The organism is Krasilnikovia sp. MM14-A1004, assembly GCF_047159485.1.
In the GTDB taxonomy this organism is placed as follows: domain Bacteria; phylum Actinomycetota; class Actinomycetes; order Mycobacteriales; family Micromonosporaceae; genus Actinoplanes.
Genome location: NZ_AP038773.1, coordinates 5,517,929 through 5,544,852, shown reverse-complemented (window position 1 = coordinate 5,544,852; position 26,924 = coordinate 5,517,929). Strand labels below are relative to the sequence as shown.

The 26,924-nt window shown below is 72.2% G+C and carries 26 protein-coding genes; 14 read left to right on the top strand and 12 right to left on the bottom strand.

All coding sequences use genetic code 11. From position 1 onward, the window contains the following. The first annotated feature begins 98 nt into the window (after positions 1–98). From ACMCNN_RS23755 to ACMCNN_RS23730, 6 genes are all read left to right on the top strand, one after another. Entirely contained in the window at positions 99–3,071 is a 2,973-nt protein-coding gene (locus ACMCNN_RS23755) for a nitrate- and nitrite sensing domain-containing protein (RefSeq protein ID WP_412742719.1), read from the top strand. After that, positions 3,072–3,491, top strand: coding sequence for a roadblock/LC7 domain-containing protein (locus ACMCNN_RS23750; protein ID WP_412742718.1), 420 nt, complete (start codon positions 3,072–3,074; stop codon positions 3,489–3,491). Next, positions 3,481–3,867 (top strand): DUF742 domain-containing protein, encoded by a 387-nt coding sequence (locus ACMCNN_RS23745; protein WP_412742717.1) that lies wholly within the window; start codon positions 3,481–3,483, stop codon positions 3,865–3,867. The genes ACMCNN_RS23750 and ACMCNN_RS23745 overlap by 11 nt, the downstream gene beginning before the upstream one ends. After that, positions 3,848–4,444 carry a GTP-binding protein gene (locus tag ACMCNN_RS23740; RefSeq protein WP_412742716.1) on the top strand — a complete coding sequence of 199 codons (597 nt, stop codon included), beginning with the start codon at positions 3,848–3,850 and terminating at the stop codon, positions 4,442–4,444. Before ACMCNN_RS23745 ends, ACMCNN_RS23740 begins: the two co-directional genes overlap by 20 nt. A gap of 36 nt (positions 4,445–4,480) precedes the next feature. After that, complete coding sequence (locus tag ACMCNN_RS23735; protein WP_412742715.1) at positions 4,481–5,542, top strand: lactonase family protein; 1,062 nt, start codon at positions 4,481–4,483, stop codon at positions 5,540–5,542. 245 nt (positions 5,543–5,787) lie between these two features. Further along, positions 5,788–7,491, top strand: a complete 1,704-nt coding sequence (locus tag ACMCNN_RS23730) for a substrate-binding domain-containing protein (protein WP_412742714.1) — start codon at positions 5,788–5,790, stop codon at positions 7,489–7,491. 78 nt (positions 7,492–7,569) lie between these two features. On the opposite strand, the gene ACMCNN_RS23725 is transcribed toward ACMCNN_RS23730, so the two are convergent. Beyond that, positions 7,570–8,763 carry an ROK family protein gene (locus ACMCNN_RS23725; RefSeq protein ID WP_412742713.1) on the bottom strand — a complete coding sequence of 398 codons (1,194 nt, stop codon included), beginning with the start codon at positions 8,761–8,763 and terminating at the stop codon, positions 7,570–7,572. A 90-nt stretch (positions 8,764–8,853) separates the two neighbouring features. On the opposite strand from ACMCNN_RS23725, the gene xylA reads away from it, so the two are divergent. The 3 genes from xylA to ACMCNN_RS23710 are packed head-to-tail and all read left to right on the top strand — an operon-like array spanning position 8,854 to position 12,867. Beyond that, the gene (gene xylA, locus ACMCNN_RS23720) at positions 8,854–10,041 is read left to right on the top strand and encodes a xylose isomerase (protein WP_412742712.1); all 1,188 of its coding nucleotides are present in this window, start codon (positions 8,854–8,856) and stop codon (positions 10,039–10,041) included. Continuing rightward, positions 10,042–11,457 carry a xylulokinase gene (gene xylB / locus ACMCNN_RS23715; protein WP_412742711.1) on the top strand — a complete coding sequence of 472 codons (1,416 nt, stop codon included), beginning with the start codon at positions 10,042–10,044 and terminating at the stop codon, positions 11,455–11,457. 9 nt (positions 11,458–11,466) lie between these two features. Continuing rightward, positions 11,467–12,867 carry an MFS transporter gene (locus ACMCNN_RS23710; RefSeq protein WP_412742710.1) on the top strand — a complete coding sequence of 467 codons (1,401 nt, stop codon included), beginning with the start codon at positions 11,467–11,469 and terminating at the stop codon, positions 12,865–12,867. Positions 12,868–12,901: 34 nt separating this feature from the next. Here ACMCNN_RS23710 and ACMCNN_RS23705 read toward each other — a convergent pair whose 3' ends face one another. The 3 genes from ACMCNN_RS23705 to ACMCNN_RS23695 form a co-directional block, all read right to left on the bottom strand. Further along, the gene (locus ACMCNN_RS23705; protein ID WP_412742709.1) at positions 12,902–14,539 is read right to left on the bottom strand and encodes a glycoside hydrolase family 13 protein; all 1,638 of its coding nucleotides are present in this window, start codon (positions 14,537–14,539) and stop codon (positions 12,902–12,904) included. A 35-nt stretch (positions 14,540–14,574) separates the two neighbouring features. Further along, positions 14,575–15,513 (bottom strand): MHYT domain-containing protein, encoded by a 939-nt coding sequence (locus tag ACMCNN_RS23700; RefSeq protein ID WP_412742708.1) that lies wholly within the window; start codon positions 15,511–15,513, stop codon positions 14,575–14,577. Positions 15,514–15,703: 190 nt separating this feature from the next. Continuing rightward, positions 15,704–15,847, bottom strand: coding sequence for a GPGG-motif small membrane protein (locus tag ACMCNN_RS23695; RefSeq protein WP_412742707.1), 144 nt, complete (start codon positions 15,845–15,847; stop codon positions 15,704–15,706). 98 nt (positions 15,848–15,945) lie between these two features. On the opposite strand from ACMCNN_RS23695, the gene ACMCNN_RS23690 reads away from it, so the two are divergent. Next, complete coding sequence (locus tag ACMCNN_RS23690; protein WP_412742706.1) at positions 15,946–16,698, top strand: dTMP kinase; 753 nt, start codon at positions 15,946–15,948, stop codon at positions 16,696–16,698. An 18-nt stretch (positions 16,699–16,716) separates the two neighbouring features. Here the strand turns inward: ACMCNN_RS23690 and ACMCNN_RS23685 are convergent, their stop codons facing one another. Further along, entirely contained in the window at positions 16,717–17,427 is a 711-nt protein-coding gene (locus ACMCNN_RS23685; protein WP_412742705.1) for an SDR family NAD(P)-dependent oxidoreductase, read from the bottom strand. Positions 17,428–17,982: 555 nt separating this feature from the next. Here ACMCNN_RS23685 and ACMCNN_RS23680 point away from each other — a divergent pair. Further along, the gene (locus ACMCNN_RS23680) at positions 17,983–18,984 is read left to right on the top strand and encodes an RNA polymerase sigma factor RpoD/SigA (RefSeq protein ID WP_412742704.1); all 1,002 of its coding nucleotides are present in this window, start codon (positions 17,983–17,985) and stop codon (positions 18,982–18,984) included. Positions 18,985–19,090: 106 nt separating this feature from the next. On the opposite strand, the gene ACMCNN_RS23675 is transcribed toward ACMCNN_RS23680, so the two are convergent. From ACMCNN_RS23675 to ACMCNN_RS23665, 3 genes are all read right to left on the bottom strand, one after another. After that, positions 19,091–20,023, bottom strand: coding sequence for an NlpC/P60 family protein (locus ACMCNN_RS23675; RefSeq protein ID WP_412742703.1), 933 nt, complete (start codon positions 20,021–20,023; stop codon positions 19,091–19,093). 430 nt (positions 20,024–20,453) lie between these two features. Next, positions 20,454–20,762 carry a DUF3817 domain-containing protein gene (locus tag ACMCNN_RS23670; protein WP_412742702.1) on the bottom strand — a complete coding sequence of 103 codons (309 nt, stop codon included), beginning with the start codon at positions 20,760–20,762 and terminating at the stop codon, positions 20,454–20,456. A 25-nt stretch (positions 20,763–20,787) separates the two neighbouring features. Next, a complete protein-coding gene (locus tag ACMCNN_RS23665) occupies positions 20,788–21,219 on the bottom strand; it encodes a hypothetical protein (protein ID WP_412742701.1) in 432 nt (143 codons plus the stop codon). A gap of 87 nt (positions 21,220–21,306) precedes the next feature. On the opposite strand from ACMCNN_RS23665, the gene ACMCNN_RS23660 reads away from it, so the two are divergent. From ACMCNN_RS23660 to ACMCNN_RS23650, 3 genes are all read left to right on the top strand, one after another. Further along, on the top strand, positions 21,307–21,558 hold the full coding sequence (locus ACMCNN_RS23660; protein WP_412742700.1) for a DUF6158 family protein: 252 nt from the start codon (positions 21,307–21,309) through the stop codon (positions 21,556–21,558). Between the two features lie 14 nt (positions 21,559–21,572). Then, the gene (locus ACMCNN_RS23655) at positions 21,573–22,115 is read left to right on the top strand and encodes a DUF1360 domain-containing protein (RefSeq protein WP_412742699.1); all 543 of its coding nucleotides are present in this window, start codon (positions 21,573–21,575) and stop codon (positions 22,113–22,115) included. Between the two features lie 439 nt (positions 22,116–22,554). Further along, positions 22,555–23,337: an ANTAR domain-containing protein gene (locus tag ACMCNN_RS23650; RefSeq protein WP_412742698.1), complete on the top strand. Its 783-nt coding sequence runs from the start codon at positions 22,555–22,557 to the stop codon at positions 23,335–23,337. Positions 23,338–23,344: 7 nt separating this feature from the next. On the opposite strand, the gene ACMCNN_RS23645 is transcribed toward ACMCNN_RS23650, so the two are convergent. The 4 genes from ACMCNN_RS23645 to ACMCNN_RS23630 all read right to left on the bottom strand — a co-directional run bounded on the left by ACMCNN_RS23645 (position 23,345) and on the right by ACMCNN_RS23630 (position 26,917). Then, positions 23,345–23,644, bottom strand: a complete 300-nt coding sequence (locus tag ACMCNN_RS23645; RefSeq protein WP_412742697.1) for an antibiotic biosynthesis monooxygenase family protein — start codon at positions 23,642–23,644, stop codon at positions 23,345–23,347. Between the two features lie 78 nt (positions 23,645–23,722). Next, on the bottom strand, positions 23,723–25,486 hold the full coding sequence (locus ACMCNN_RS23640; protein WP_412742696.1) for an MDR family MFS transporter: 1,764 nt from the start codon (positions 25,484–25,486) through the stop codon (positions 23,723–23,725). Then, positions 25,483–25,983, bottom strand: coding sequence for a MarR family winged helix-turn-helix transcriptional regulator (locus tag ACMCNN_RS23635; RefSeq protein ID WP_412742695.1), 501 nt, complete (start codon positions 25,981–25,983; stop codon positions 25,483–25,485). The genes ACMCNN_RS23640 and ACMCNN_RS23635 overlap by 4 nt, the downstream gene beginning before the upstream one ends. A 259-nt stretch (positions 25,984–26,242) precedes the next feature. Further along, positions 26,243–26,917 carry a class I SAM-dependent methyltransferase gene (locus ACMCNN_RS23630; protein ID WP_412747256.1) on the bottom strand — a complete coding sequence of 225 codons (675 nt, stop codon included), beginning with the start codon at positions 26,915–26,917 and terminating at the stop codon, positions 26,243–26,245. Positions 26,918–26,924: the final 7 nt, after the last annotated feature.

The following is a 26,924-nucleotide window of genomic DNA, read 5'->3' as shown; positions in this document are numbered from 1 at the left end:
CCGAAGGCGCGCGTGGCTCGGGGCGAATCGTCAGGCATTGACGACCGTGATGGGTAGCGTGCTGCCGGTCCCCTGTTGAACCCCTCGGGCGGAGCCTGATGAGAACCCGCAACTGGTCGATCCGTTCCAAGATCATCGCGCTGGTGACGGTGCCGCTGACGGCCCTGCTCGCGCTCTGGATCTTCGCGACGGTGCTCACCGCCGGACCGGCGTTCAACCTGCTGTCCGCCCGTACGCTGCTCGACACCGTCGGCCACCCCGGCGAGGCACTGGTCGGCGAGCTGCAGCACGAGCGCCGCCTCAGCGTGGCGTTCCTGTCCGATCCCGCCGCCGAGCCCACCGCCCTGAACGCCCAGCGCGCCGCGACCGACCGCGCCGCCGCGACCTTCCGGCGCACCGCGACCGGGTCGGACGCGCAGCAGGCGGCCAGCCCCACCCTGCGTACCCGGATCGCCCAGCTCATCACCGACCTCGACGGGCTCGCGGGCAACCGCGCCCACATCGACGTGCGCCGGATCGACCCGGTGACCGCGCAGGGCCTGTACAACACGATCGTCGACGCGGGCTTCCAGCTGTTCACGGCCACCGCGACGTTCAACGACGAGCCGATCGACCGGCAGGTCCGCGCACTCACGACGGTGGGCCGTGGCCAGGAGTACCTCAGCCGTACCGACTCGCTGCTGGCCGGGGCGGACGCGGCCGGGCGGCTCACCGAGGACACCCGCCGCGAGCTGCTGCAATCCATCGCGACCGCGCGGTTCCTGCTGGCCGACGGCGTCGCCGACCTGCCCCCGGCGGACCGGGCCGCCTTCCAGCGGCTCAGCGCCGGGCCGGAGTTCACCCGCCTGCGCCAGATGCAGGACGTGCTCGTCGAGACCGGCCGGGTGGGGGAGAAGTCCCCGGTGGGCGGCACGGAGTGGCAGCCGGTCTACGACAGTTCCACCGCGCGGCTGCGCGCGTTCGAGCTGGCCGCCGCGGACTCGCTGGCCCAGCGGGCCACACCGCTGGCGATGCGGGTGCTGGGCCGGCTGGGCGCCGCCGGGATCCTCGGCCTGCTCGCGGTGGCGGCCTCCATCGTCGTTTCGGTACGGGTCGGCCGCTCCCTGGTCGGCCGGCTGATCCGGCTGCGCGGCGAGGCCCTGGAGATGGCCGGCGAGCGGCTGCCCGGCGTGGTCCGGCGCCTGCAGCGCGGCGAGGCGGTCGACGTGGACGTCGAGACCCCACCCCTGGAGTACGGCCGGGACGAGATCGGCCAGCTCGGGCACGCGTTCAACGAGGTGCAGCGCACCGCGGTCCAGTCCGCCGTGGAGGAGGCCAACGTCCGGCGCGGCATCAACGAGGTCTTCCTCAACATCGCCCGGCGCAGCCAGACCCTGCTGCACCGCCAGCTGGCGCTGCTGGACAAGATGGAACGCCGGGAGACCGAGCCGAGCGAGCTGGAGGATCTGTACCGCGTCGACCACCTCGCCACCCGCATGCGGCGTCACGCCGAGGATCTGGTCATCCTCGCGGGCGCGGCGCCCGGCCGGGGCTGGCGCAAACCGGTGCCGGTCATCGACGTGATCCGCGGCGCGATCAGCGAGGTCGAGGACTACAAGCGGATCGACATCCGCTCGGTGGAGTCCTCGGCGGTCCTCGGCCGCGCCGTCGGTGACGTCATCCATCTGCTGGCCGAGCTGCTGGAGAACGCCGCGTCGTTCTCCCCGCCGCACACCCGCGTCGAGGTGATCGGCCAGATCCTGCCCAACGGGTACGCCCTGGAGGTCGAGGACCGGGGCCTCGGCATGTCCGCGGAGGCGATCGAGGACGCCAACCGCCGCCTGCAGGAGCCGCCCGACTTCGATCCGGCCGACAGCGCCCGGCTGGGCCTGTTCGTGGTCGCGCAGCTCGCCGGGCGGCACGGCATCCGGGTGTCGCTGCGGCCGTCCGCGTACGGCGGGGTCACCGCTGTGGTGCTCATCCCCGGTGAGCTGGTCACGGCCGCGCCGCCCGGTCCGGGACAGCCGGCCCTGCCCGCGGGCCCGTCACCGGCGGACCCGACGTGGGACCGCCCCCTGGTCGGCTCCGGTACGCAGGACCCGGCGCGACGTTCGCTGGCGGCGCTACAGTGGCAGGGCGGGGAGGAACTGCGCTCCATCACCGTCACCGGCCGCCCGGTCACCCTCGACGGCACCATCGCCGAGACGGTCCCCGGCGACGCACCGGTTCCGGATGCCGGGGTGATCCCCGACGTCGAGGCGGACCTGTCGTCCGGCATCACCGGTAGCGGCCCCAGCCGCAGTGCGGTGGTGGACGGGCTCAGCGCGGACGGTCTCGTGCGGCGGCGGCGTACCGCGCCCCGGCGCGCACCCCAGCGCACCGGGGCCACCCCGCTGCCGGCCGGGCTGGACCGCCCGGACCCGCTGCTGCGCCCCGGTCCGGGCCGCCCCGGTGCCGGTCCCGGGCGGCCGTCCACCGAGCGCCCGGCCCACGGCATCGACAACGGGCGGTCCGGCGCCGCCGTGGTTCCGATGCCGGCCGCGCCGGTGTCGCCGATGCCGCTGCCGGACACGGGCTCCCCCTCAGGGGAGCCGTCCAGCCCGGACGGGCTGCCCCGGCGGGTGCGTCAGGCGAACCTCGTGCCCCAGTTGCGCGAGCCCGCGGCGCCGCCGGTCGCCGTACCGGCCCGTTCCCCCGAGCGCGTCCGCGATCTGATGAGCGCACTGCAGCGCGGCACCGTCCGCGGACGGCAGGCGGCCGCGGCCGCTCCAGGAAAGACACCCGCACCGGGAAAGACAGCCGCACCCGCGGAGTCGGCCGTGCCAGCGGAGTCGGCCGCGGCCGGGAAGACCGCGGCGCAGGGGGAGACGGCCGCGCAGGGGGAGGCGGCCGCGCAGGGGGAGACGGCCGCGCCGGGGGAGACGGCCGCGGCCGTGGATCAGGGCTTCAGCGAGGCGGCTACCGTGCTGCTTCCGGCCGTGCGGGACACGGCCGATCCGGATCACACCCCGGCGCCGCCGTCCGGCGCGGGGGACGGCGGTGGCGCCGCCACGCAGGACGACCATGGGAACCGGCCGGAGAAGGACGCATAAGTGGCACACACGAACCAGAGCGCGAACCTCAGCTGGCTGCTCGACGACCTCGTCGAGCGGGTACCGTCCACGGAGCAGGCCGTGGTGCTCTCCGCCGACGGCCTGATGATGGGTGCATCGGCCGGGCTGAGCCGGGCCGACGCCGAGCACCTGTCGGCCATGGCCGCCGGCTTCCAGAGCCTGGCCAAGGGCGCCAGCCGGCACTTCCGGGCCGGCCCGGTACGCCAGACCGTGGTCGAGATGGAGTCGGCGTTCCTGTTCGTCACGGCGGCCGGGCAGGGGGCGTGCCTGGCGGTACTGGCGGCCAGTGACGCCGACCTGGGGCTCATCGCGTACGAGATGGCGATGCTGGTGACCCGGGTCGGTGAGTTCATGGGCGCGCCCGACCGGCCCTTCATGACCCCGTCCGATGCCCGCTGACCTCACCCGCCCGTCCCACGACTGGCTCGACGCCGACGCCGGTCCCGTGGTACGGCCGTACGCGGTGACGCAGGGCCGGGTCGCACCGGCCGGCGGGGACTTCGACCTGGTGGCGTTCGTGGTGGCCACCATCGCCGACACGCCCGCGTTGCCGAGTCTGCTCCCGGAACACCGGGGCATCGTCACCGCGGCCTGGGAGCCGATCTCGATCGTCGAGCTCGCCTCCACGTTGGACCTGTCGGTCGGGGTCGTCCGGGTTTTGCTCGGTGATCTACGCTCGGCGGGACTCATCTCGCTGTACGAACCCTCCGCGGCCGCGAAGCCGCACGACGTCGACGTACTCAAGGCGGTTGTCAATGGACTCCGTGCGCTCTGACCGGGACGCGTCGCGCGCACGCATCCCCGTCGCGCTCAAGATTCTCATCGCCGGCGGGTTCGGCGCGGGCAAGACCACGATGGTCGGCTCGGTGAGCGAGATCCGCCCGTTGCAGACGGAGGAGGTCCTCACCGGTGTCGACGGTGGCGACGACACCTCCGGTGTCGAGGGCAAACGCACCACGACGGTGACCATGGACTTCGGTCGCATCACCATCACCGACGACCTGCAGCTCTACCTGTTCGGCACGCCCGGCCAGGACCGGTTCTGGTTCCTGTGGGACGAGCTGTCGCAGGGTGCGCTGGGCGCGGTGGTGCTGGCGGACACGCGGCGGCTGGCGGACTGCTTCCCCTCGATCGACTACTTCGAGCAGCGGGGCACGCCGTTCGTGGTCGCGGTGAACTGCTTCGACGACGCCCAGCAGTTCGCCCCCGAGGCGGTGGCCCGTGCCCTGGACCTGGACCCGGACGTGCCCGTGGTGCTGTTCGACGCGCGGCAGCCGCTGGCCGCGCGTAACGTGCTGATCGAGCTGGTCGAGTACGTGGCGCGCCGTCAGCTCGCCACGGCGGGCCGCTGATCCGCCCAGGCCACCGAGCGGTGATTGGATGCTGGTGTGAGCGCCCCAGGTGAGTTCGTCTTCGTCGGCTGCTACACCGGGGAGACCGGCGGCGAGGGCGAGGGCATCGCGCTGCTGCGCCGGGATCCGGCGACGGGGGACCTGACCCGTCTCGGCCTGGCCGCGCGTACCCCGTCGCCGTCGTTCCTCGCCCGCCATCCCACTCAGCCGGTCCTGTACGCGGTGAACGAGATGCATGCCGGGACGGTGAGCGCGTTCGCGGTGGCCGGGGACGGCGAGCTGAAGCCGCTGGGTGTCCAGTCGACCGGCGCGCAGCATCCGTGCCACCTGGCGGTCGCGCCGGGCGGGCGGCATCTGCTGGTGGCGAACTACGACAGCGGCAACGTCGCGGTGTTCCCACTGGATCCCGACGGTGTCCCCGGCCCGCACTGCGACCTGCTGGGCTTCGACGGCTCCGGCCCGGTGGCCGACCGCCAGGCGAGCCCGCACTCGCACATGGTGCTGCCCGACCCGCACGGCCCGGACGTGCTGGTCAGCGACCTCGGCTCGGACCGGGTGTGGCGGTGCCGGCTGGATCCGGCGTCCGGCCGGCTGACGCTGGTCGCCCCGGCGGTGGTGGCGGCCCCGGGCACCGGCCCGCGGCACATGCTGCGCTCGGCCGACGGGACGCTGCTGGTGGTGGGCGAGCTGCGGGGTGACCTGTCCTGGTATCGGCCGGGCGGCCCGGACGGCGCCCTGCGCCGGGTGGGTGACATCCCGTCCAGCACCACGTTGGGCACCCATCATCCGTCGGAGCTGGCGGCGGGCCGCGACGGCCGTTACGTGTACGTGGCCAACCGTGGCCCGGACACGATCGCGGCGTTCGAGTGGGACGGGACGGACGCCACCCTGGTCGCCGAGGTGCCCACCGGCGGCGCCTGGCCCCGGCATCTCGCCCTTTTCACGGATCATCTGTACGTAGCGAACGAACGCTCACACACCGTCACGGTGTTCCGGATCGACCCGGACACCGGAGTGCCCCGCAGGCAGGGGGACCCGGTGGGCGAGGCGAGCCCGACCTGTCTCCTGCGCTGGCTCCCCGAGCACGTCAGCCGATAAGCAATATCGGACATTCAGAATCTTCTAGATTTATGACCTGGACCATAGCATTGGCCCCAGAGTCCCGCACCCCGAGAGATCACTCAACTACGGAGAGTCCTGAGGTAGTCCCGAACTTCCAATCCGAGTAATTTTCGTCCGAACGTATATGGCAATCAGCTCGCGAGATGCGCAGTATGGACCGCGTGTCAGGTCGCCATCGCAGAAACTTCAATCTCCGCGGAGCGGGCGTCGTTGGTGCCGCGATGGCGATCGTCGTCATCCTCGCCGGGTCTTGGCTCGGCTACCGCCAGCTCGCCGACTCCGGCTGTACCGGTTCCATCAAGCTGAACGTCGCCGCGGCGCCCGAGATCGCGCCCGCCGTCGAGCAGGCCGCCCAGAAGTGGGCCCAGGGCGGCGCCCAGGTCAACGGGACCTGCGTCGCCGTCGGTGTCACCGCGATCAACCCGGCCACCATGGCCGCGGCGATCGCCCGCGAACACCAGGTCACGCTCGTCGGGCTCGGGTCCGCCCCGCAGTCGGTGGAGACGCCGGACGTGTGGATCGCGGACTCCAGCACCTGGTTGCTGCGGCTCAAGTCGGAGGCTTCCGGCTTCGTGCCCACCGACGGCACCTCGGTCGCGCAGAGCCCGATCGTCGTCGCCATGCCGAAGCCCGTCGCCGAGCAGGCCGTCGGCTGGCCCGACAAGAGGCTGGGCTGGAAAGACCTGCTGGGCAAGCTGATGACCAGCAACACGCTGCGGACCGGCACCGTGGACCCGACCCGTGACGCGGCCGGTCTCGCCGGTCTGCTGGCGCTGGGACAGGCCGCGGGCGCCGGGCCGAACGCTCAGGCCGCCAAGGTGGGCGCACTGCGCGCGCTGGCCGCCGGCAGCTCCGCGCTGCGCGACGACCTGCTGCAGAAGTTCCCGCACTCGGCCGAGCCCAACGACGTCGCGAGCAGCCTCAGCGCCGCGCCGCTGTCCGAGGAGGACGTGGTCGCGTACAACGCCGAGGGGCCGCCGGTCCAGCTGGCCGCGCTGTACCTGGACCCGATGCCGCCGCCGCTGGACTACCCGTTCGCGGTCATGCCCGAGGTCGACCTGACCAAGGCGGCCGCCGCGACCGGCCTGCGCCAGGCGCTGCAGCAGGCCGCCTTTAAGAACAACCTGGCGTCCGTGGGCCTGCGTGGCCCCGACGGTTCGGTGGGTGCCGGCTTCCAGGCTCCCGTCGGTGCCCCGGCCGCGACCCCGCCGGCCACCTCCGGTGACGAGGCGAAGGGCGGGACCGCCGCCAGCGGCCTCGACGCCGGTGCGCTGAGCCAGGCGCTCGGCAGCTGGGCCGCGATCACCCTGCCGGGCCGGGCACTGGCCGTCTTCGACGTCTCGGGCTCCATGCTCAAAGAGGTGCCGACGGCGAACAACCTGACCCGGGCCCAGGTGACCCAGCGTGCTGCCGCGGCGGGGCTCAGCCTGTTCGACGACAGGTGGGCGGTCGGCGTGTGGGTGTTCTCCACGGAACTGGACGGCAAACGGCCGTACAAGGAGATCGTGCCGATCAGCCCGCTGACCTCCGCGCGCAGCGAGATTCAGGCGTCGATCGCGCGGCTCAATCCCAAGCCGAACGGTGCCACCGGCCTCTACGACACGGCCCTGGCCGCGTACAAGAACGTGCAGGACAGCTGGCAGCCGGGGCGGGTCAACTCGGTCCTGCTGTTCACCGACGGCAAGAACGAGAACTCCGACGGCATCAGCCGCGACCAGCTGGTCAACGAGCTGAAGAAGCTCAACGACCCGAAGCGCCCGGTCCGAATGGTGATCATCGGTATCGGCAACGAGGTGGACCGCAACGAGCTGCAGGCGATCGCGGACGCGACGAGTTCGGGTGGCGTCTTCGTCGCCCCGGACCCGGCGAAGATCTCCGACATCTTCCTGCAGGCGATCTCCTCGCGTACCGGCGCCAACCGCTGAGCGCACCCGGTCACTGACGGCCGCCGCACCCCGACCGGGGAGCGGCGGCCGTTGCGCATTCCACCCTCGCCGGGGGCCTCAGGCCCGGGACAGCCAGGCGGCGGGGTCGGCGTGCACCGCGCGGATCACCGAGTCGGCGGCTCCGCGCATCGCGGCGTCCGCCCCGAGCGTGGCGGGGCGCAGTGACACGGGCGCGAGGTTCGACGTGAGGACCCGGCGGCGCAGTTCGTCCTCGATGCTCCCACGCAGGCCCGGCAGGAGCTGGGCGTAGCCGCCGCCGAGCACGACAGTGTCGACGTCGAGGAGGTTGACCACGGCGGCCAGCGCGATGCCCAGGGCGCGGCCGGCGGCGGCGAGGGCGTCGCGGGTGGCGGGGGCGGTCGGGTCGAGGGCGTCGAGCGCGGGTGCTCCGGCGGCCCGCAGGATGGCCTCCTGCCCGGCGTACTGTTCCAGGCAGCCGGTGCCGCCGCAGCGGCACGGCGGCCCGTCGGGGTGGACCGGCAGGTGGCCGATCTCCCCGCTCCAGCCGTGGACGCCGCGGTACAGGACGCCGTCGAGCACGATGCCCGCGCCGATCCCGATCTCGCCGGAGACGTGGACGAAGCTGCGGGCGCCTCCGCCCGCGCGCAGCTCGGCGAGCGCGGCCAGGTTGGCCTCGTTGTCGACCGTGAGCGGCAGCCCGGCCAGCGCCGGGGCGGCGCCGAGCAGGGCCGCGGCGGGCACGTCCTGCCAGCCCAGGTTGGGCGCGACCGGGATCAGTCCGTCCGCGGCCACCAATCCCGGTACGGCCAGGGCGGCGCCCGCCAGGTCGAGCCCGTCGGCGGCCGCCCGGCTGCGCAACCGCCCGGCCAGTTCGCCGAGCGCGGCCAGTGCGGCCGGGGCGCCCGCCGGCCGCTGATCGGCGTGCTCGACGAGCCGGTGTCGGACCGTGCCGGTGAGGTCCACGACGCATCCGGCGAGATAGTCGACGTTGATCTCCAGGCCCAGCGCGGCGGGTCCGGCCGGATTCAGGATGAGCCCCGCCGCGGGTCGCCCCGCGCCGGTCCGCGGGGCGGGCTCCACCTCGGCCAGCAGCCCCCCGGCGATCAGGTCGTCGACCAGCGCGGAGACGGTGGCGCGGGTGAGTCCCGTGGCCGTGGCGACCGACGCCCGGGACATCGGAGTCGGGCTTTCCGCCACCTGGCGCAGGACCAGTGCGAGATTGTGGGCTCGCACGCTGGACTGCCGCACGGGCACGTCCGCGGCCGCCATCGGGCGGGGATGCGCGGCCATGGGGCGGGTATGCACAGCCTTGACAATGCCACACGCTCGCCAAATAATTCAACCAATAAACAAATCTGCGCTGACTTCGTGGAGGTAACCGTGTCGGTCCAGCCCACGCGCGAGGACAAGTTCTCATTCGGCCTGTGGACGGTCGGCTGGCAGGCTCGCGACCCGTTCGGCGACGCCACCCGGCCCGCACTCGACCCCGTCGAGGCCGTGCACCGGCTGGCCGAGCTGGGGGCGTACGGCATCACGTTCCATGACGACGACCTCGTGCCGTTCGGCGCGCCCGCGCACGAGCGGGACGCCACCATCGCCCGGTTCCGCAAGGCGCTCGACGAGACCGGCCTGACCGTACCGATGATCACCACGAATCTCTTCACCCACCCGGTGTTCAAGGACGGCGGCTTCACCAGCAACGACCGCTCCGTCCGCCGGTACGCGCTGCGCAAGGTCCTGCGCAACATGGACCTCGCCGCCGAACTGGGCGCCGAGACGCTCGTGCTGTGGGGCGGCCGCGAAGGCGCCGAGTACGACCACGCCAAGGACGTCCGCGCCGCCCTCGACCGCTACCGCGAGGGCCTCGACCTCCTCGCCCAGTACTCCGTCGACAGCCGGTACGGCCTGCGCTTCGCCATCGAACCCAAGCCCAACGAGCCGCGCGGAGACATCCTGCTGCCCACGGTCGGGCACGCCCTCGCCTTCGTGCAGAGCCTCGAACGCCCCGAACTGTTCGGCGTCAACCCCGAGGTCGGCCACGAGCAGATGGCCAACCTGAACTTCATGCACGGCATCGCCCAGGCGCTGTGGCACGGCAAGCTGTTCCACATCGACCTCAACGGCCAGCACGGTCCCAAGTTCGACCAGGACCTCGTCTTCGGCCACGGCGACCTGATCAACGCGTTCGCGCTGGTCGACCTGCTGGAGTTCGGCGGCCCCGGCGGCGGCCGCGCGTACGACGGTCCCCGGCACTTCGACTACAAGCCCTCGCGGACCGAGGACGCGGACGGGGTGTGGGCCTCGGCGGCCGCCAACATGCGGATGTATCTGCTGCTCAAGGAGCGGGCCGCCGCGTTCCGCGCCGATCCCGGGGTGCAGGCGGCGCTGCGCGCGTCCAAGGTCGACGGACTGGCCGTGCCCACCCTGGGCGCCAGTGAGACGTACGCCGACCTGCTGGCCGACCGCAGCGCCTTCGAGGACTTCGACCCGGACGCCGTGGGCGCCACCGGGTACGGCTTCGTCGCGCTGCACCAGCTCGCGATCGAGCACCTGCTGCGGGCCCGCTGAATGAGCCTCGTCGCGGGCGTCGACTCGTCCACCCAGTCGTGCAAGGTGGTGATCCGCGATGCGGACACCGGCGCGCTGGTCCGGCAGGGCCGCGCCGCCCACCCGGACGGCACCGAGGTGCACCCCGACGCGTGGTGGGCGGCGCTGAACCAGGCCGTCGACCAGGCCGGCGGCCTCGACGACGTGGCCGCCGCCTCGGTCGCCGGTCAGCAGCACGGCATGGTCTGCCTGGACGCGGACGGCGCGGTCGTGCGCCCCGCCCTGCTGTGGAACGACACCCGCAGCGCGGGCGCCGCCGCCGAGCTGATCGACGACCTCGGCGGCGGCGACCGGGGACGACGGGCGTGGGCCGACGCGGTCGGCATCGTCCCCGTCGCCAGCTTCACCCTCACCAAGCTGCGCTGGCTGGCCCGCCACGAGCCCGCCAACGCCGCCCGCGTCGCCGCCGTCTGCCTGCCACACGACTGGCTCACCTGGCGGCTCGGCGCCGCAGACAACCTCGACGATCTGCGTACGGACCGCAGCGACGCCAGCGGCACCCTCTACTGGTCCGCGCGCACCGACGAGTACCGCCACGACCTGCTGGAACTCGGCTTCGGACGGAGGCTTGCCGTGCCCGGCGTGCTCGGCCCCACCGAGGTCGCGGGCACCCTGCCCCACGGTGCCCCGCTCGGCCCCGGCGCGGGCGACAACGCCGCCGCCGCCCTGGGCGCCGGTGCCCGCCCCGGCGACGTGGTGGTGTCGATCGGCACCTCCGGCACCGTGTTCGTCGCCACCGACACCGCTCCGAACGACCCCACCGGTACGGTCGCGGGCTTCGCCGATGCGACCGGCCGGTTCCTGCCGATCGTGGTCACCCTGAACGCCGCCCGGGTCCTCGACGCCGCCGCCCGGCTGCTCGGCGTCGACCACGAGGAGCTGTCCCGGCTGGCGCTGAGCGCGCCCGCGGGCGCCGGCGGGCTGGTCCTCGTCCCGTACCTGGAGGGGGAGCGCACCCCGGACCGTCCGCACGCCACCGGCGCGGTGCACGGCCTCACCCTGCGCACGTCCACCCCGGCCCATCTCGCGCGCGCGGCCGTCGAGGGCATGCTGTGCGCCCTCGCCGACGGCCTGGACGCACTGACCGCGCAGGGCGCGACGGCCAACCGGATCGTGCTGATCGGCGGCGGCGCCCGCAGCGAGGCAGCACGCCACATCGCCCCCGAGGTGTTCGGCCTCCCGGTGCTGGTGCCCCCGCCCGGCGAGTACGTCGCCGACGGCGCCGCCCGCCAGGCCGCCTGGGTGCTGTCCGGTGGCGACGAACCACCGTCCTGGCCGACCGCCGCCCCACAGCCCTACGAGGCCGCCCCCGTGCCGTCGATCAGGGACCGGTACGCAGCCGCCCGCGACGCCGTACTGGACCGCGAATCCCGGTAACCTGCCACGGTGACGATCTGGGGCGGTGCGGCGCATCGCGGTTACAGCGTGGTCGTCTTCGTCATCCTCGCCTCCCTGGACAACGTCGCGATCGGCCTGGTCCCCCCGCTGTACGGCAGCATCGCCACCACCTTCGACGTCAGCGAGGCCAAGGTCGCCCTGGCCACCACGGCGATGTTCCTGATCAGCGCGGTCGCCTCGGTCGCCTGGGCGTACGCGGGCGACCGCACCAACCGCAAACCCGTGCTGCTGGCCGGCACCATGATCTGGGTCATCGGCACCGCCTGGTCCGGCCTGTCCGGCAGCTACCCGGAATTCCTGCTGGCCCAGGTCGTCGCCGCGATCGGGCTCGGCGGGGTGGCCTCGGTCAGCTTCTCCGTGGTCAGCGACCTGATCTCGCCGCGCCGCCGGGGCCTGGCCATGAGCTTCTGGGGGCTGTCGCAGGGCGTCGGCACACTGGCCGGGACGATGCTCGGCGGGCTGCTCGGCCACGACGACTGGCGGCGCCCGTTCCTGGCGGTGTCGGCCGCGGGCGTGGTCGCCGCCGCGGCGTACCTGCTGACGTACGACGTGCCGCGCGGGGACAGTCAGCCCGAGCTGGCCGGCATCGAGTACGACGAGCGGATCCACCGCGACGACCTGCCCAAGATCCTGGGCCGCCGGACCAACGTGTGGCTGATCCTGCAGGGCTTCTCGGCGCAGATCGCGCTCGGCTCCCTGGTCTGGCTGCCCGTGCTGTTCCGCTCGCGCGCCGAGGCGCAGGGCTACTCGGCGGGCACGGCGGTGCTGGTCGGCAGCGTGTTCGCCACGCTGTTCCAGATCGGCGGCGCACTGTCCATTCTGGGCGGTCTGATCGGGGACCGGCTGCAACGCCGTACCCCGCGCGGCCGGGCCCTGGTCGCCGCGGTCGGCGTGCTGGCGGCCGTACCGTTCTATGTCGTCTTGTTCTTCGTGCCGATGCGCATCGCCGTGCCCGACGGCGCGGGCGCGGGCACGGTGCTGCGGGCCGTGCTGGCCGAGGTGGTGACCGAGCCGACGGTGGGCGCCTGCCTGGCCACGGCCGTGTTCGCGCTGGCCCTCACTTCGGCCAACTCGCCGAACTGGTTCGCGATGATCGCGGACGTGAACCCGCCCGAGCACCGCGGCACCGTCTACAGCCTCGGCAACCTGGTCAACGGCGTCGGCCGGGCCAGTGGCAACGCGCTCGTGGGTGCCGCGTTCCGGAGTCTGGCGTGCGGGTTCCCCCCGCCGCTGAACTACGCGGTCGGGCTGGCCGGCTTCCAGCTGTTCTTCGTCCCCACCGGGATCATGTACTGGCTGGCGTCACGCACCGTCGCGCAGGACATGGCCGACACCCACGCCGCCCTGCTGGCGGCGCGAGCGTCGGCCACGGAATCCACCCAGACCTAACCTTTCGGGTACGGCGTAAGGCCACCCTGCGGGTTCAGCGCGCCCAGACCGTGACGTCCTGCGGGACCCGGCCGTCGGCGGTGAGCGGCTCGCTGCTCAACAGCACCCGCGCCCCGGACGGCACCTCGGCCGGAGTGGGTCCGAAGTTGGTCAGCACCAGCACGTCGCCCGTGCGGAAGGCGAGCACGTCGGCCGCTGAGTCGACCCAGTTCAGGGTGCCGGTGCCCAGCCCCAACTCCCGGCGCAGCCGCAGCGCCGACCGGTACAGCTCGTACGTCGAGCCGGGCACGTCACGCTGGCGGTCCAGCGCGAACTCGGCCCACACGCCCGGCTGCGGCAGCCAGCTGGCGTCCGCGGGCCCGAACCCGTACGACGGGGCGTCGGCCTCCCACGGGATCGGCACCCGGCAGCCGTCGCGGCCCTTCTCTGTGTGCCCGGACCGCGCCCAGGCCGGGTCCTGCCGGACGTCGTCGGGCATCCGGGTGTCCTCCGGCAGCCCCAGCTCCTCACCCTGGTACAGGTACGCCGACCCGGGCAGCGCCAGCATCTGCAGCGTCGCGGCCCGCCCCCGGCGCAGCCCCAGTCCTGCGTCGGGCTGCGGGTCCTCGGCGCCGATGCCGTGCCGCCGCGGCTCGCCCACGGGGTAGCCCAGCCGGGTCACGTGCCGGACGACGTCGTGGTTGGACAGCACCCAGGTGGTCGGCGCACCCACCGCCCCGTTGGCGGCGAGGCTGCCCGCGATGACCGTCCGCAGCGCGTCCGGTGCCCAGGGCGCCTCCAGGTACTCGAAGTTGAACGCCTGGTGCATCTCGTCCGGGCGCACGTAGCGGGCGAGCCGCTCGGCGGGCTGCACCCACGCCTCCGCCACCAGGATCCGCTCGCCGGGGTACTCGTCGAGCACCGCGCGCCACTCGCGGTAGATCTCGTGCACGCCCTCCTGGTCCCACATGGGCGGCGGCGGGCCCTCGTGACCGAGCCCGCCGAGGATGGCGTTCGGGTAGTGCCAGTCCGCCAGGTCGGCCTGCTTGATGAGGCCGTGCGCCACGTCCACCCGGAAACCGTCGACCCCCCGGTCGAGCCAGAACCGCAGCACGTCGACGAACTCGTCGCGCACCGCCCCTTCCGCCCAGTTGAGGTCGGGCTGGCTCACGTCGAACAGGTGCAGATACCACTGTTCGGGCTTGCCGTCCGGGCCGATGACGCGTTGCCACGCGGACCCGCCGAAGACACTGGGCCACGAGTTCGGCGGCTCGTCGCCGCCCGGGCCGCGGCCGTCGCGGAACCAGTAGCGCCGCCGCGCCGCGCTGCCGGGCGCCGCGGCGAGCGCGGCCCGGAACCAGGCGTGCGCGCTGGAGGTGTGGTTCGGCACCAGGTCCACCAGGACCCGCAGACCCAGCCCGTGCGCCTCGGCGATCAGCTTGTCCGCGTCGGGCAGGCTGCCGAACCTCGGGTCGACATCGCGGTAGTCCGCGACGTCGTACCCGCCGTCGGCCTGGGGCGAGGGATAGAACGGCGACAGCCACACCGCGTCGACGCCGAGGTCGCGCAGGCTGCTCAGCCGGGCCGTGATGCCGGGCAGGTCGCCCATGCCGTCGCCGTCGCTGTCGGCGAACGAACGCGGATAGATCTGGTAGATGACGGCGCTGCGCCACCAGTCGGCGGAGGGCTCCATACGGCCAGGCTATCCGGAACCGTCCGCCGAGATCGTCAGGAGCTGGCGGCGGTGGCCTCCTCCATCACCGGATCGTCGGCCAGGACGCTCTCCCCTTCGGTGGGCAGGCGCGGGGCGACCGGGCGCGGCGAGGGCCGGGTGCCCGGCGCGCGGCGCATGGCCGACAGCGACGCCTGCTTGAGCGACCACGTGGTGCTGTCCGCGTGTACGCCGCGGCGCGGCGTGCCGGCCCCGTCGGTGAACTCCTCCTCGGTCAGCGCCTGCAGCGCGCTGAGTGCGAGCCCGAGGATCGTGGCGGCGCTGAGCAGCGTGATCGGCACGATCATCAGCATCGGCCGCAGTCCCGTGACCGGGGTGTTCACCGCCTCGCTCAGCTCGACCCGCATGGCCGCCATGCCGGTGTAGTGCATGCCGCACACCGCGACCCCCATGATCGCCGCGGCCCCGGTGACCCGTCCCCAGCCCTCGACCGAGACGGTGAACCACAGGGCGGCGGTGGCGGCCACGATCGCGATGACGCCGGACGCGGCGGCCAGCCCCGGCTCGTAGTGGATCGCGCCCGACAGGTGCATGGCCGCCATCCCGGTGTAGTGCATGGCCAGCACACCGACGCCGGTGAGGATGCCCGCCACCAGGGTCTTCGGGAAGCTGCGCCGCCCGTGGCCCACCACCATCAGCCCGAAGCCGACCGTGAGCACGGACAGGCCGAGGCTCACCACCGTCAGCTTGGGGTCGTACCGGACCGGGCTGGCCGGGACGTCGAAGCCGAGCATGGCCACGAAGTGCATGAGCCAGATGGCGCCGCCGCCGATCGCGAACGCAGCGATGATCAGCCACCGGTTGCGCCGCCCACGGGTCCGGGCGCTGCGGGCCCGCCCCGTGCTGAGCAGGCCGAGGAAGGATCCGAGGAACGCCAACAGGTACGCGGCGACCGGATTGAAGGCGCCGTAGGTGAAGTGATGGATGTGTGTCACTGCGCCGTACCTCGCGTACTTCGGATCCGCCTGTCGGATCGTGCGTACGGATTCAGTCACATGTCCGAAGTGCGGGGTCGCACGGCGTGTGCGCCTCCTGACGCTTCGCAACGTTCGGGTGACCGTCCACAGCGGAGCCGGGGCCGCCACGTGGGCGACCCCGGCTCTCTCGAGTTACCAGGGGTGGGGGTCAGGTGAACAGGCTGACGCCGCCGGGGCCGACGAGCAGGCCCACGATGATCAGCACGATTCCCCAGAGGAGCTGCCGCCGGAACAGGGCGAGGATGCCGGCGACCACAAGGATGACTGCGATAATCCAGAGCACTAGGTCCATGTCTGCGCGATACCCGATCGACATGTCTCGAAAACTCGCGCCGACCTGGTGAATCAGCGGTGACGGACGCGTGACGGGTCCGGGTACCGTGGATGGGCATGGTCCCCGACCTCGCCTTCACCCGCCCCCGACGGTTGCGCACCGTGGCGCTCGTCGGCATCGACGGTTCCGGCAAGACCACCCAGGCCCGCCTGCTGGCCGACACCCTGCGCGCACAGGGGTGGCGCGCCACCTACCGGCGCAACGCCGGCGGCCGGCGCTGGTTCGGCCGGCTGGCCACAGCGTTCGGCCGGCGCGACGCCGAGGCCCTGCTGGGACGCCGGCTCATGCTCCTGGTCGAGTCGCTGCTGCGCTGGCTCGCGATCCTCGACACCCGGCTGCGCCGCCGCTTCACCGGCGACCTCGCGGTCATGGACCGCTACGCGGTCTGCCAGTACGCCAGCCTGCGGGCGCGCGGCGCCGCCCCGGCCGCCGAACGCCGCGCCCGCCTGGCGTACCGGTTCTTCCCGAAGCCGGACGTCACCTTCCTGCTGGAGGTCGACCCGGCGGTCGCGTACGACCGCATCGAGGCGCGCGGGTACGACCACGAGGAGATGGCCTTCCTGCGCGCCGCGGCGGCGGCCTACCGGTCGCTGCCGGAGCACGACGACTTCGTCGTGGTGGACGCGAACCGGAGTCCGGCCGAGGTGGCCGCGGCGTTGTCGGCCGCGCTCGACGCCTGGCAGGACCGGCCGGCCCCCGCACCCCGGCTGCCCGCCGTGGTGGCCGGCGCCCGGGCAGTGGTCCTCGCGGCGGGGCCGCTGGCCGCGGGCGCCGCGGTGGTGGGCCGCCAGCTGACGGACGTGTTCTGAGGTGCCGGTCCGCGAAGCTCAGGCCCGGCCGTAGACCGGGATGGTGGCGCCGCTGGTCGGGGCCGAGTCGTCGCCCGCCAGGAACAGGATCACCCGGGCGATCTCGTCCGGGGTGACCCACCGGGAGGCGTCCGCACCGGGCATCGCGGTCCGGTTCGCGGCCGTGTCGATGACGCTGGGCAGCACGGTGTTGCACCGCACACCCTGCCCCTTGTACTCGGCCGCCACGGCGTTGGCGAACGCCAGTACGGCGGCCTTGGCCGTCACGTACCCGGCCGCGCCGGGAAACGGCGCGAGCGCCGCCCGCGACGACACGCACACCACCGACCCGCCGCCCGCGGCCACCAGGTGCGGCAGGGCCGCGGCGGTCACCAGGTACGTCGGCCGCAGGTTCACCCGCAGCATCGCCTCGAAGTCCTCGACCGGCGTCTCGTGTACCAGTCCGGCGGCCGCGTACCCGCCGACGAGGTTGATCACCGCCCGCAGCGGGGCATCCGGGACGGCGGCGGCCGTGGCGACCGCGGCCGCGACGTCGTCGGGTGCGGCGAGGTCGGCCTCCACCGGCTCGATGGCGCCGGCGGTGTCGGTGGGCTCCGGCGGGGCCGGCAGCCGGCCGGCGGTGCCGGGGCGTACCGGGGCGACGACCCGCCATCCGGCGGTGGTGAAGGCGGTCACGACGGCGGCGCCGAGGCCGCCCGTCCCGCCGGTGATCAGCACACTGCGATCCATGTGGACACCGTAGACCGTGCCGAAAATCGATGTGCTTTTCGTCACCAGCGGGCCGGGGAAATCGCCCCAGCTGCGGCGATGTGGGAGGTCACCCGAGCGTGGGTCACCCTGTCGGTCGACTGAATAGCGGCGTGGCGTGCCGCATTGTGGCAGGTGGTCCCGTTCCGCTGCGCGGCGGGATCTTTCTCGTGCGGCTTTTGGTTCAAGACGATCAGTACCCGGTCGATGCTGCGTGTGAACCCATTCGGCAACCGGGCCGTACTGGGTAGTGACGAGTGTCGCACCGCCGGTCGTGATGCCCGTCGCTGTGACGGATGGGGAGTCGATGGTGTCATGACGTGAGCGTCGGGTATGCGTGTGTGCACGCATCGACCCGCCGGGTGCAGCTCCGAATGCTTGGTGCAGGCGTTCCTCAGCAAGTATGCACGCGGCTCTCAGCTATCGCTCAGACATTCGTGACACTTTCGATCCACCAGCCGGAATCACTGTACGGCGAGATCTGTTGTGTTGTTGCAACACCGCAATGCACGAACTGCGGACGTTACGGGAGGGCTGATGGACGCAGGTATTGCCCGTAACAGGCTTAGTGAAGGCAATGAGGGGACCGTGGGCAACGTGGAGAAGAACACCGGGATGCGGACCGACGAGGTCGCCGAGGAGCGCGACCTGGTTGGCGTCTACCTGCACGAGATCTCCCGGACGCCACTATTGGATGCCGCCAGGGAGGTCGACCTCTCCAAGGCGATCGAGGCCGGCCTCTACGCCGAGCATCTGCTGGAGACCGGTGAGGTCCGCCGCGGTGTGAGCGGGGAGGAACTGGAGCGGCTGGTCGTCGAGGGCGCGCGGGCAAAGGATCTGTTCATCCGCGCGAATCTGCGCCTGGTCGTGTCGATCGCCCGCCGGTATGTGCGATCCGGCATGCCGATGCTCGACCTCATCCAGGAGGGCAACACCGGCCTCGTGCGCGCCGTCGAGAAGTTCGACTACGAGCGCGGCTACAAGTTCTCCACGTACGCCACCTGGTGGATCCGCCAGGCCATCAGCCGGGCCATCGCCCAGCAGGAGCGCACCGTGCGCCTGCCCGTGCACCTGGTCGAGGACGTCAACCGGATGCGCAACGTCACCCGCCAGCTCGTCCGTGAGCTCGGCGCCGACCCGGAGCCGGAGCAGGTCGCGGCCGCGCTGGGCGTGACCGTGGAGCGCGTCCACGAGCTGACCCGCTGGGCCCAGGACACGGTGTCGCTGGACACCCCGGTGGGCGACGACGGCGACACCAACCTCGGTGACCTGGTCGCCGACAGCGACGCCCCCTCGCCCGAGGAGATCGTGCTGACCGCCCTGGAGCGGCAGCGCATCGAGGGCCTGCTCAACCACCTTGACGACCGTTCGGCCGGCATCATGCGCGCCCGCTACGGCCTGGAGGACGGCCGGGAGCACTCGCTCACCGAGGTGGCGTCCCGCTTCTCGCTGTCCCGCGAGCGCATCCGCCAGCTGGAGATCCAGGCGCTGGGCCGGCTGCGTGAGCTGGCCCGGGCCGAGGGCCTGCAGGCCGCCTGATTTCCCCGTACGACCGAGAAAGGCCGGTGTCCCCGAGAGGGGGACACCGGCCTTTTCCGTGTCAGGTGGGTGGCGGTGAGCCGGTCGCCCGGCTCACCCGATTCCGTCAGCGCACCCGGCCGTACCCGTAGGGCGGCATGATGTCGATCGACCGCTTCTTGACCGGCTCACCGGCGTGCGAGGCGTCGATGATCATCCCGCCGCCGACATACAGCCCGACGTGACCGAGGCTGCGATAGAAGACGAGGTCGCCGGCTTTGAGTTCGCCGCGGCTGATCCGGGCGGTGGCGCTGTACTGCGCCGCGGCGTTGTGTGGCAACGACTTGCCGGCGGAGCGCCAGGCCGCCGAGGTCAGCCCGGAGCAGTCGTAGCCGACGTCGTACGGGCCGTCCGCGCCGTAGTTGTACATCGCGCCGAGGGCGTTGTAGGCGTACTTCACCGCCGTGCCGGCCGAGCCGGGCAGGTTCGGCACGGGGCCGGTGTACTTGGTGCCCTTGGACGTGTCGCTGCCGTAGGCGGAGCGGCGCATCGCGTACAGGTTCTTGAGATCGCCTTCGATCTTGCTCTTGCGGGCGGCGAGCTCCTTGACCTCAGCGTTCTGCTTGTCCTGGGTGCTCTTGAGGGCCGCCTGCCGCTGAGCGTAGTTCTGCGTCGTCTCGGTGTAGGTGGCGATGTCGCGCTGGCGGCTGCGGGACATCTGGTCGAGGAAGCTCATCCGGTCCATCAGGTTGTCCGGGCCCTCGAGCAGCACGTTCACCGTGCCGACCGTGCCGGTCATGTATGCCGACGAGGCGATGGTCTGCACCTGGGCGGTGGCGCCCTTGAGCGCCTCCCGGGCGGGACCGAGCGACGCGGCGAGGGTCTTCTCGTCCGACTTCGTCTTCGCCAGGCTGATCTTCATCTTGTTGTACGACTCGACGACGTCCTCGAGCTGGTTGGACGCCGTCTCGATCTTCTTGTTGATGTCACTCGTGGAGGGTGCCGCATGGGCGCTCGTCGCGCCGGAGCCGGTGATGGCGGCGGCCAGGACGGCGACCACCAGGGCCCGGAGCCTCGTGCGGGCGTGTGACAACGGAACGTGGCCTTTCTTCCGCATGGCCGCCTACCGGGTTGGCTGACGCCGGACTTCTGGCGGCTCTGGGGACGGAAAAAGGCCCTACCGCTGACGCGGATTCACCCCAGATGCTGCTCGGCGGTTCCCCGGCTCGGTGCGGCGGCCGGCGGAGCCTCGGGGGGTGGGGCGTGCGCCGTACCCGCCGCGATGATTCGGCGGCGTCGCTCCGGCGCCACCGAGGGATGTGGCTGCGGACCGGATCAACCGCACCAACCTATCGGCGCGCCGCGCAAAATCAAGATGCCGTGGAATGATTCACGCCAATAGTCGGGGATTTACTGATGATCCCGATAACGCATTGCCATGGCGCCGAATCACTGCGTTACTACAGCAGTGCAATTGCCGCGAAACGGTCTTATGCGGCGGCCAGCTCCGGCTTGATCCAGTCGTGGCTCACCTTGCGCTCGGCCCAGAACGACAGGAACGGGACCGTGCCCGCCAGCATCACCAGCGCCATCCGTCCCAGCGGCCACCGGGCCCGGCGGCCGAGGTCGAACGTGAGCGCCAGGTACACCATGAACAGGAACCCGTGCACCGGCCCGACCGTGGCCACCACGACGTCGTTGTCACCCAGGTACTTCAACGGCATGCCCAGCACGAGCACGATCAGGACCACGCCGACGATCCAGGCGATGATCCGGTAGCGGGTGAGGGCTCCCTGCACGTTGCACGTCCTTCGTCGTTCGTCGTCAATTGCGGCGCGCCGGGCCAGGGTAGTCCGTCGGGCGCGCCCCCGGGTGCGCCGCCAGCCAGGCGAGGTAGTCGTTGTATTCGGCCAGATCCGCGTCGTCGCCGTCGTCGGGCGCGACCGGTGCCACGGGCACCCGGACCGGGCGCCGGACGCTCACCACGCCCGGCTGACCGGTCCCGGGGCTGTCCGGCGGCGCGGGTGCGGTGTCGCCCGCCGGCGCGCTGCGGCGGCGTTCGTGCTGCACCTCGCGGACCCAGAGGAAGGCGACGAAGCCGGCGAAGACCGGCCACTCGAAGGTGTAGCCCCAACTCAGGGCGTTTCCCCCGGCCGCGCGGGTGAACTGCCACCAGCCCAGCCCGCAGAAACCCACGACCAGGACGACCGCGACCACGTGGCGCGCGATCCACGCCGGCGTCCACAGCCCCTTCATGCTCCGAGCGTACCGGCGGGGTTTCGGAGCTTTGCCGGACGGGCAAGCGGGAGGCACGCGAAGGGCTCTGCGAAGGGGGAAGGGCACATGGCCGACGCGACGCGCCCCGGCGCGGCGGGAGACGTAGCCGAGATCGGTATCGACCCGGCCGCTCTGGCCGACAACGATCTGCTGCGCGAACTCACCAGCCTGTACCGGACCCGGCTGGACACCCTGCGGTATGGGCCCGACGCCGCGCTCAGCAACCACCTGCGCCGCACCGGCGAGCTGGAGCGCGAATACCTGGCCCGGCGCCCCGGACGCGAGGTGGACCCGTCCCGGCTCACCCAGGACTTCTGAAGGAGACCCTCGCGATGACAGTGCGTGACCGGATCGATCGTCTGTGCGAGGAGTACGCGCCGCACGAGCACCGACCCCTGGGCGGCTACGCGGTGGCGATGGGCGGCTTCGGCGTGCTCGCCGCCAGTCTCGCCGCGGCCGCCAAGGTCACCGGACGTCCCGTGCCCGAGCGCCCGGCGGCCAGCGACGTGGTGCTGATCTCCATCGCCACGCACAAGCTGAGCCGGCTGGTGGCCAAGGACGCGGTGACCAGCCCGTTGCGGGCCCCGTTCACCCGGTACGCCGAGCCCGGCGGCAGCGCCGAGGTCAACGAGGAGGTCCGCGACCAGGGCAGCGCCGTGCGGCACGCCATCGGTGAGCTGGTGAGCTGCCCGTTCTGCCTGGCGATGTGGGCGGCCACGGGCCTGACCGGCGGGCTGGTGCTGGCGCCACGGCTGACCCGGCTGGCCGCAGTCGCGCTCACCGCCACGGCCGTCTCGGACTTCCTGCAGATGGCGTACTCGATCGCCAAGGAGGCCGCGGAGGGTGGACGCTCCCCTCGGGCGCTCGGCGCTTGAGCCCGGCTCAGGGTGTGGTCTGGGTCACATCGGCTGCCGGAATCGGGTGACCCCGCCGACGGTTGGGAACGGATGTCGGTGTGTTCAGTGTCCCCGGGCCTCAACCCATCTGCCTTCGCGGAATACCGTTCGGCTGGTACCGCGTTGCGCCTTTCGCCGCGAGGCGACCAGCACACCGGCATCTGTGACGCCCCCGGGTCTCCCGGGGGCGTCACACTTTTCCCGGGCTGATTGACCGGCGCCGGATGTGGGTACTCGGTGGCCGTGACTGATGATCGCTGTGACCTGCACCCCGCGGAACGGCGCGCGGAGGAGCCGGGGTCACCCACCGCATCCGGATCCGGAGAAGCCACCCGTTAGGGGTACGGCTACCGTGTCCGTCGATCCGCATGGCAATATCGGGCAAATGTCTGCCCCGCATCGGAGTTCTGGGGGACTGGTGACCCGCCGGTCCGCGACCATGGCCGGCGCACCGGCCCAGGGTCGCCTCAGCACCCGCGTCCGGGCGCTGGCCGCGGCATCCGTGTCGCAGTCGGCCCCGACCGGCCCGCACCCGATCGAACTGGCCGGGCTCCTCCAGGAGCTGTCGGTACGGCTGCTGGACGCCGACGACGTGCCCCAGGCGCTGGCGCGGCTGGCGGACTTCACGGTCGAGGCCGTACCGGGCGTGCTGCGGTGCTCCGCGGCGCTGATCGGCGACGGCGCGCCGTTGACCCGCGCCACGTCCGGGCCGCGGGCGCAGGCGCTCGACGACCTCCAGTACGCCGTCGGCGACGGTCCCGGCCTGGACGCCACCCGTACCCGTACGCTCGTGACGGCCCAGGACCTGCCCGCCGACCCGCGGTGGCCGCAGCTGGCGGACTGTGCCCGCGCCGAGGGGGTGCGGGCGGTCGTGGCGATCCCGATCGACGTGCAGCGCACCTCGGTCGGCGCGCTGAGCCTGTTCGTGGCCCACCCCCAGGGCGTCCACCCGGAGCTGCTGCTCACCGCGATGGCGATCGTGGGTCAGGCCGAGGTGCTGATCGGGGAGGTGCAGCGACGCAGCGGGCTGCGCGAGGGCGCGACCGTCGACCGGGCGGTCGGCGTGATCATCGCCCAGCGCGGGTGCAGCGTCCGCGAGGCCTACGACGTGCTGCAGGACACCGCGCGGCGGCTCGGCCTGGATCGCCATACGGTCGCCGAGCGGCTCATCGCGGCCGCGGCCCGCAACGCCGAGGCGTGAACGGCGGTCAGCCCACCCGCTGGACGACCTCGAACTCCAGCAGGCTGGCGCCCGAGGCGACCGGCTTGGACCGCTCGCCCGCGTGCGCCTGCCGACCGGACCCGGTCGACCATGCCTGGAAGTCCTCCTCGGTCTCCCAGCGGGTGTAGACGAAGTACCGGTTCTCGCCGGCCACCGGGCGCAGCAGCTCGAAGCCCAGGAAGCCCGGGGCGTTCTCCACGGCGCCCAGCCGGGCCGCGAAGCGCTTCTCGAGTTCCGGTCCGGCACCCTCGGGCACCTCGATCGCGTTGATCTTCACGACTGCCATGGGCTCCAGGCTAGTGCGCACACACGTCGGGGGCACGGGCGGCCGTTGCCACCCGTACCCCCGGTGTGGTGTTGATGGTCAGCCGCGGCCCGCGGATGGGCCGTCGGGCCCGGCGGAGGCCGGCACGGCCTCGCCCGCGCCCTCCTCGTCCGCCGTCTCGGCGGCCTGCTCGGCGGCCTCCGCGTCGGCGGCGCGCTGAGCCTGCGCCGACCGCTGCGCCAGCGGGATCTCGGGCAGGAAGAGCACCACGATGAGACCGATGATCATTACGCCGAGGGCCATCAGGTACACGATGTGGATGCTGTCCGAGAAGCCCGACTTGAACGGATGCGCCATGACGTCGGACAACCGGCCCAGGAACGACGTGTCGCTGAGCGCGCCGCCGCCCTGCGACTGCTGCAGAGCCTTGGCCTGATCCGGGTGCGCCGCCACCGCCTGCTGGAACGCGGGCGTCGACGCGGCCTTGTGGTACGCGTTGCTGATCTTGTCGGGCAGGACGTTGAACAGCACGGACAGGAAGATCGCCGTGCCGAGCGTGCCGCCCATCGACCGGAAGAACGTGACGGTGCTGGTCGCCACGCCGATCTCGCGCGGGGACACCGCGTTCTGCACTGCCGTGATCATCGGCTGCATGTTGCCGCCGAGACCGAGACCCATCAGCACCATGACCAGCATCGTCTTCCACAACGGGGTGTCCGCGCCGATCAGCCCGAACAGGCCCAGCGCCACGGCCATCAGCGCGCTGCCGATGATCGGGAAGATGCGGTACCGGCCGGTGCGGGCGATGAGCTGGCCCGCGGTGATCGAGCCCGCCATGATGCCGACGACGAACGGGATCATCTGCAGACCCGCGATCGTGGGGGAGGAGCCCTTCACGATCTGCAGGTACAGCGGGACGGTCATCAGGCCGCCGAACATCGCCATGCCGACGATCGTGCTGGAGGTCGCGCCGACCGCGACGGTCCGGTTGCGGAACAGCCGCAGCGGCAGGAGCGCCTCGTCGCCGTACGCGCGCTCGGCGATGATGAAGGCGACCAGGCCCAGTGCGCCGATGACGTAGCAGGTGATGGAGCGCGACGAGCCCCAGCCCCACTCGCGGCCCTGCTCGGCGACCGTGAGCAGGGGCACCAGGCCGATGATCAGGGTCAGCGCGCCGGGCCAGTCGATGCGGTGGTCGGTGCGGTGGTGCGGCAGGTGCAGCACCTTCGCCACGACGGCCATGGCGGCGATGCCGATCGGGACGTTGAGGTAGAACACCCAGCGCCAGCCGTCGACGCCCAGGATCGTCTCCTGCCCGGCGAAGAAGCCGCCCAGGATGGGGCCGATGACGCTGGCGGTGCCGAAGACCGCGAGGAAGAAGCCCTGGTAGCGGGCGCGTTCGCGGGGCGGCACGATGTCGCCGATGATCGCCAGCGCGAGCGACATCAGACCACCCGCGCCGATGCCCTGGATGGCGCGGAACGCGGCCAGCTCGTACATGTTCTGCGAGAGGCCGCAGAGCATCGAGCCGACGATGAACACGCCGATCGCGAACAGGAAGAACCCGCGGCGGCCGTAGATGTCGGAGAGCTTGCCGTACAGCGGGGTGGAGATCGTCGAGGTGATCAGGAAGGCCGTGGTTGCCCACGCCTGCAGGTTGAAGCCGTTGAGGTCGTCGGCGATGGTCCGGGTCGCGGTGGCCATGATCGTCTGGTCCAGCGCGGCCAGGAACATGCCCATCATCAGGCCCGCGAGAATCGTGAGGATCTGGCGGTGGGTGAAGTCCGCGGACATTCCCGGCTTGGCCGGCGCGCCGCCGGGTGGGCCGGTCGGCGCCGTCGCGGTGGTACTCGCGTTACTCACGAAATCTCCCGTGGGGTTGGTGCCGAGTCGCGACGCACGAGCGCCTCGACGGAGCTGTTGAATTCCTCGAAAAGGGCGGTGAACGCGGTGACCCGCTCCGCGGGCCATGCGCTCAGCGCCTCACTGAGCAGCGCATGCCGCGCCTCGTGCATCCGCTGGCACGCCAGCTCGCCGGCCTCCGTGGCGGCCAGCCGGGACGACCTGCCGTCGGCCGGGTCGGCCTCGCGCCGGGCCAGGCCCGCCTTCACCAGCTGGGCGGCCTGGCGGCTGATCGTCGAGGGGTCCGCCTGCTTGACCTCGGCGAGGTCGGTGACGCGCAGCGGGCCCTGGTGGCACAGCGGGAAGAGCAGCATGAGCGCCGAGAATTCCGCTCCGAAATCCCCAACGTTGAGCATGCTCTTGGCGCGGGCGCCCAGCCGGGCGAACCGCACAATCTCGCCGGCGAGCCGGCTCACGCCGTCCTCGGCGTCCCGTTCCACCACGTCATGCCGTCCCATCGCACTCGGCGCGGGCCCCACCTGTGGTGCCGGGCCGCGCTGTGATCGCTGCATTTCTCGAACCGGCGGTCGGGCCGCCGTGCGGTGCCGGGCACCCTTCGGGCAGCCCGGTTGCTGTCCGGTGCCGTTCGCGGGGGCGCGATCCCGGCCCGGTGTCGGGTCGCGCACTGCGCCCGTACGTATGCCTGCGCGCGGCGGCTCATCCTGACCCCGGCGCTTGATGGTTGTAGCGTACAACTTGTTGGTTGGCGAAAGCACCTCATGTGGTGCGCATCTCCCAGACGCCTGTGACCAGCAGGTTCGTCTCCTCCAGTGACTCTGGAACGGGCACCCGGTACTCCGCGATCCGCGCGAAGAGGTGTTCCGGGAGAAAACCCCGGCCCGGATCGCCCACCAGGACCCGGGCACCGGAGCGGCCCGCGCGGTGCAGGGCCCGGGCCATCCGGGGGGCCACGGCCGGGCTGTAGAACGCGTCGCCCGCCAGAATCACCTCCGCTCCATCGGCGTCCGCCATCTCCGTACCCGTCTTTGGTGTACCCGCTTTGCCCTTTATTTCTCCGAGCGACTCCGCGGCGTCCGCGAGGATCGGCCGGACGCGGACGCCGTTCGCGGCGGCGTTGCGGGCCACCGCCGCCAGTGCCGCCGGGTCCACATCCACCGCGCGGACCTCGGCGGCGCCCGCCCGGGCCGCCGCGATCGCCACGAGACCCGAACCGGACGCGAGATCCAGGACGCGGCGGTCGCGCACGATCCCGGGATGATCGAGTACGTGCCGCGCGAGTGCCTGCCCACCGGCCCAGGCGAACGCCCAGAACGGCGGCGGCTCGTCGCTGCGGAACTCCCCACCGGTCAGGTCGAAGAGCCCGACGTCGCCGGCTTCGAGGAACAGCGAGATCTCCGGCACGAAGGGCAACGGCTGCAACACAGGATCGATCGGCACC

Coding starts and splice junctions, on each gene's coding strand:
- ACMCNN_RS23755 (WP_412742719.1), top strand. CDS start 99: ATGAGAACCCGCAACTGGTCGATCCGTTCCAAGATCATCGCGCTGGTG.
- ACMCNN_RS23745 (WP_412742717.1), top strand. CDS start 3,481: ATGCCCGCTGACCTCACCCGCCCGTCCCACGACTGGCTCGACGCCGAC.
- ACMCNN_RS23740 (WP_412742716.1), top strand. CDS start 3,848: ATGGACTCCGTGCGCTCTGACCGGGACGCGTCGCGCGCACGCATCCCC.
- ACMCNN_RS23730 (WP_412742714.1), top strand. CDS start 5,788: ATGGCGATCGTCGTCATCCTCGCCGGGTCTTGGCTCGGCTACCGCCAG.
- ACMCNN_RS23725 (WP_412742713.1), bottom strand. CDS start 8,763: ATGGCCGCGCATCCCCGCCCGATGGCGGCCGCGGACGTGCCCGTGCGG.
- xylB (WP_412742711.1), top strand. CDS start 10,042: ATGAGCCTCGTCGCGGGCGTCGACTCGTCCACCCAGTCGTGCAAGGTG.
- ACMCNN_RS23705 (WP_412742709.1), bottom strand. CDS start 14,539: ATGGAGCCCTCCGCCGACTGGTGGCGCAGCGCCGTCATCTACCAGATC.
- ACMCNN_RS23695 (WP_412742707.1), bottom strand. CDS start 15,847: ATGGACCTAGTGCTCTGGATTATCGCAGTCATCCTTGTGGTCGCCGGC.
- ACMCNN_RS23690 (WP_412742706.1), top strand. CDS start 15,946: ATGGTCCCCGACCTCGCCTTCACCCGCCCCCGACGGTTGCGCACCGTG.
- ACMCNN_RS23685 (WP_412742705.1), bottom strand. CDS start 17,427: ATGGATCGCAGTGTGCTGATCACCGGCGGGACGGGCGGCCTCGGCGCC.
- ACMCNN_RS23680 (WP_412742704.1), top strand. CDS start 17,983: ATGGACGCAGGTATTGCCCGTAACAGGCTTAGTGAAGGCAATGAGGGG.
- ACMCNN_RS23665 (WP_412742701.1), bottom strand. CDS start 21,219: ATGAAGGGGCTGTGGACGCCGGCGTGGATCGCGCGCCACGTGGTCGCG.
- ACMCNN_RS23660 (WP_412742700.1), top strand. CDS start 21,307: ATGGCCGACGCGACGCGCCCCGGCGCGGCGGGAGACGTAGCCGAGATC.
- ACMCNN_RS23655 (WP_412742699.1), top strand. CDS start 21,573: ATGACAGTGCGTGACCGGATCGATCGTCTGTGCGAGGAGTACGCGCCG.
- ACMCNN_RS23645 (WP_412742697.1), bottom strand. CDS start 23,644: ATGGCAGTCGTGAAGATCAACGCGATCGAGGTGCCCGAGGGTGCCGGA.
- ACMCNN_RS23635 (WP_412742695.1), bottom strand. CDS start 25,983: ATGGGACGGCATGACGTGGTGGAACGGGACGCCGAGGACGGCGTGAGC.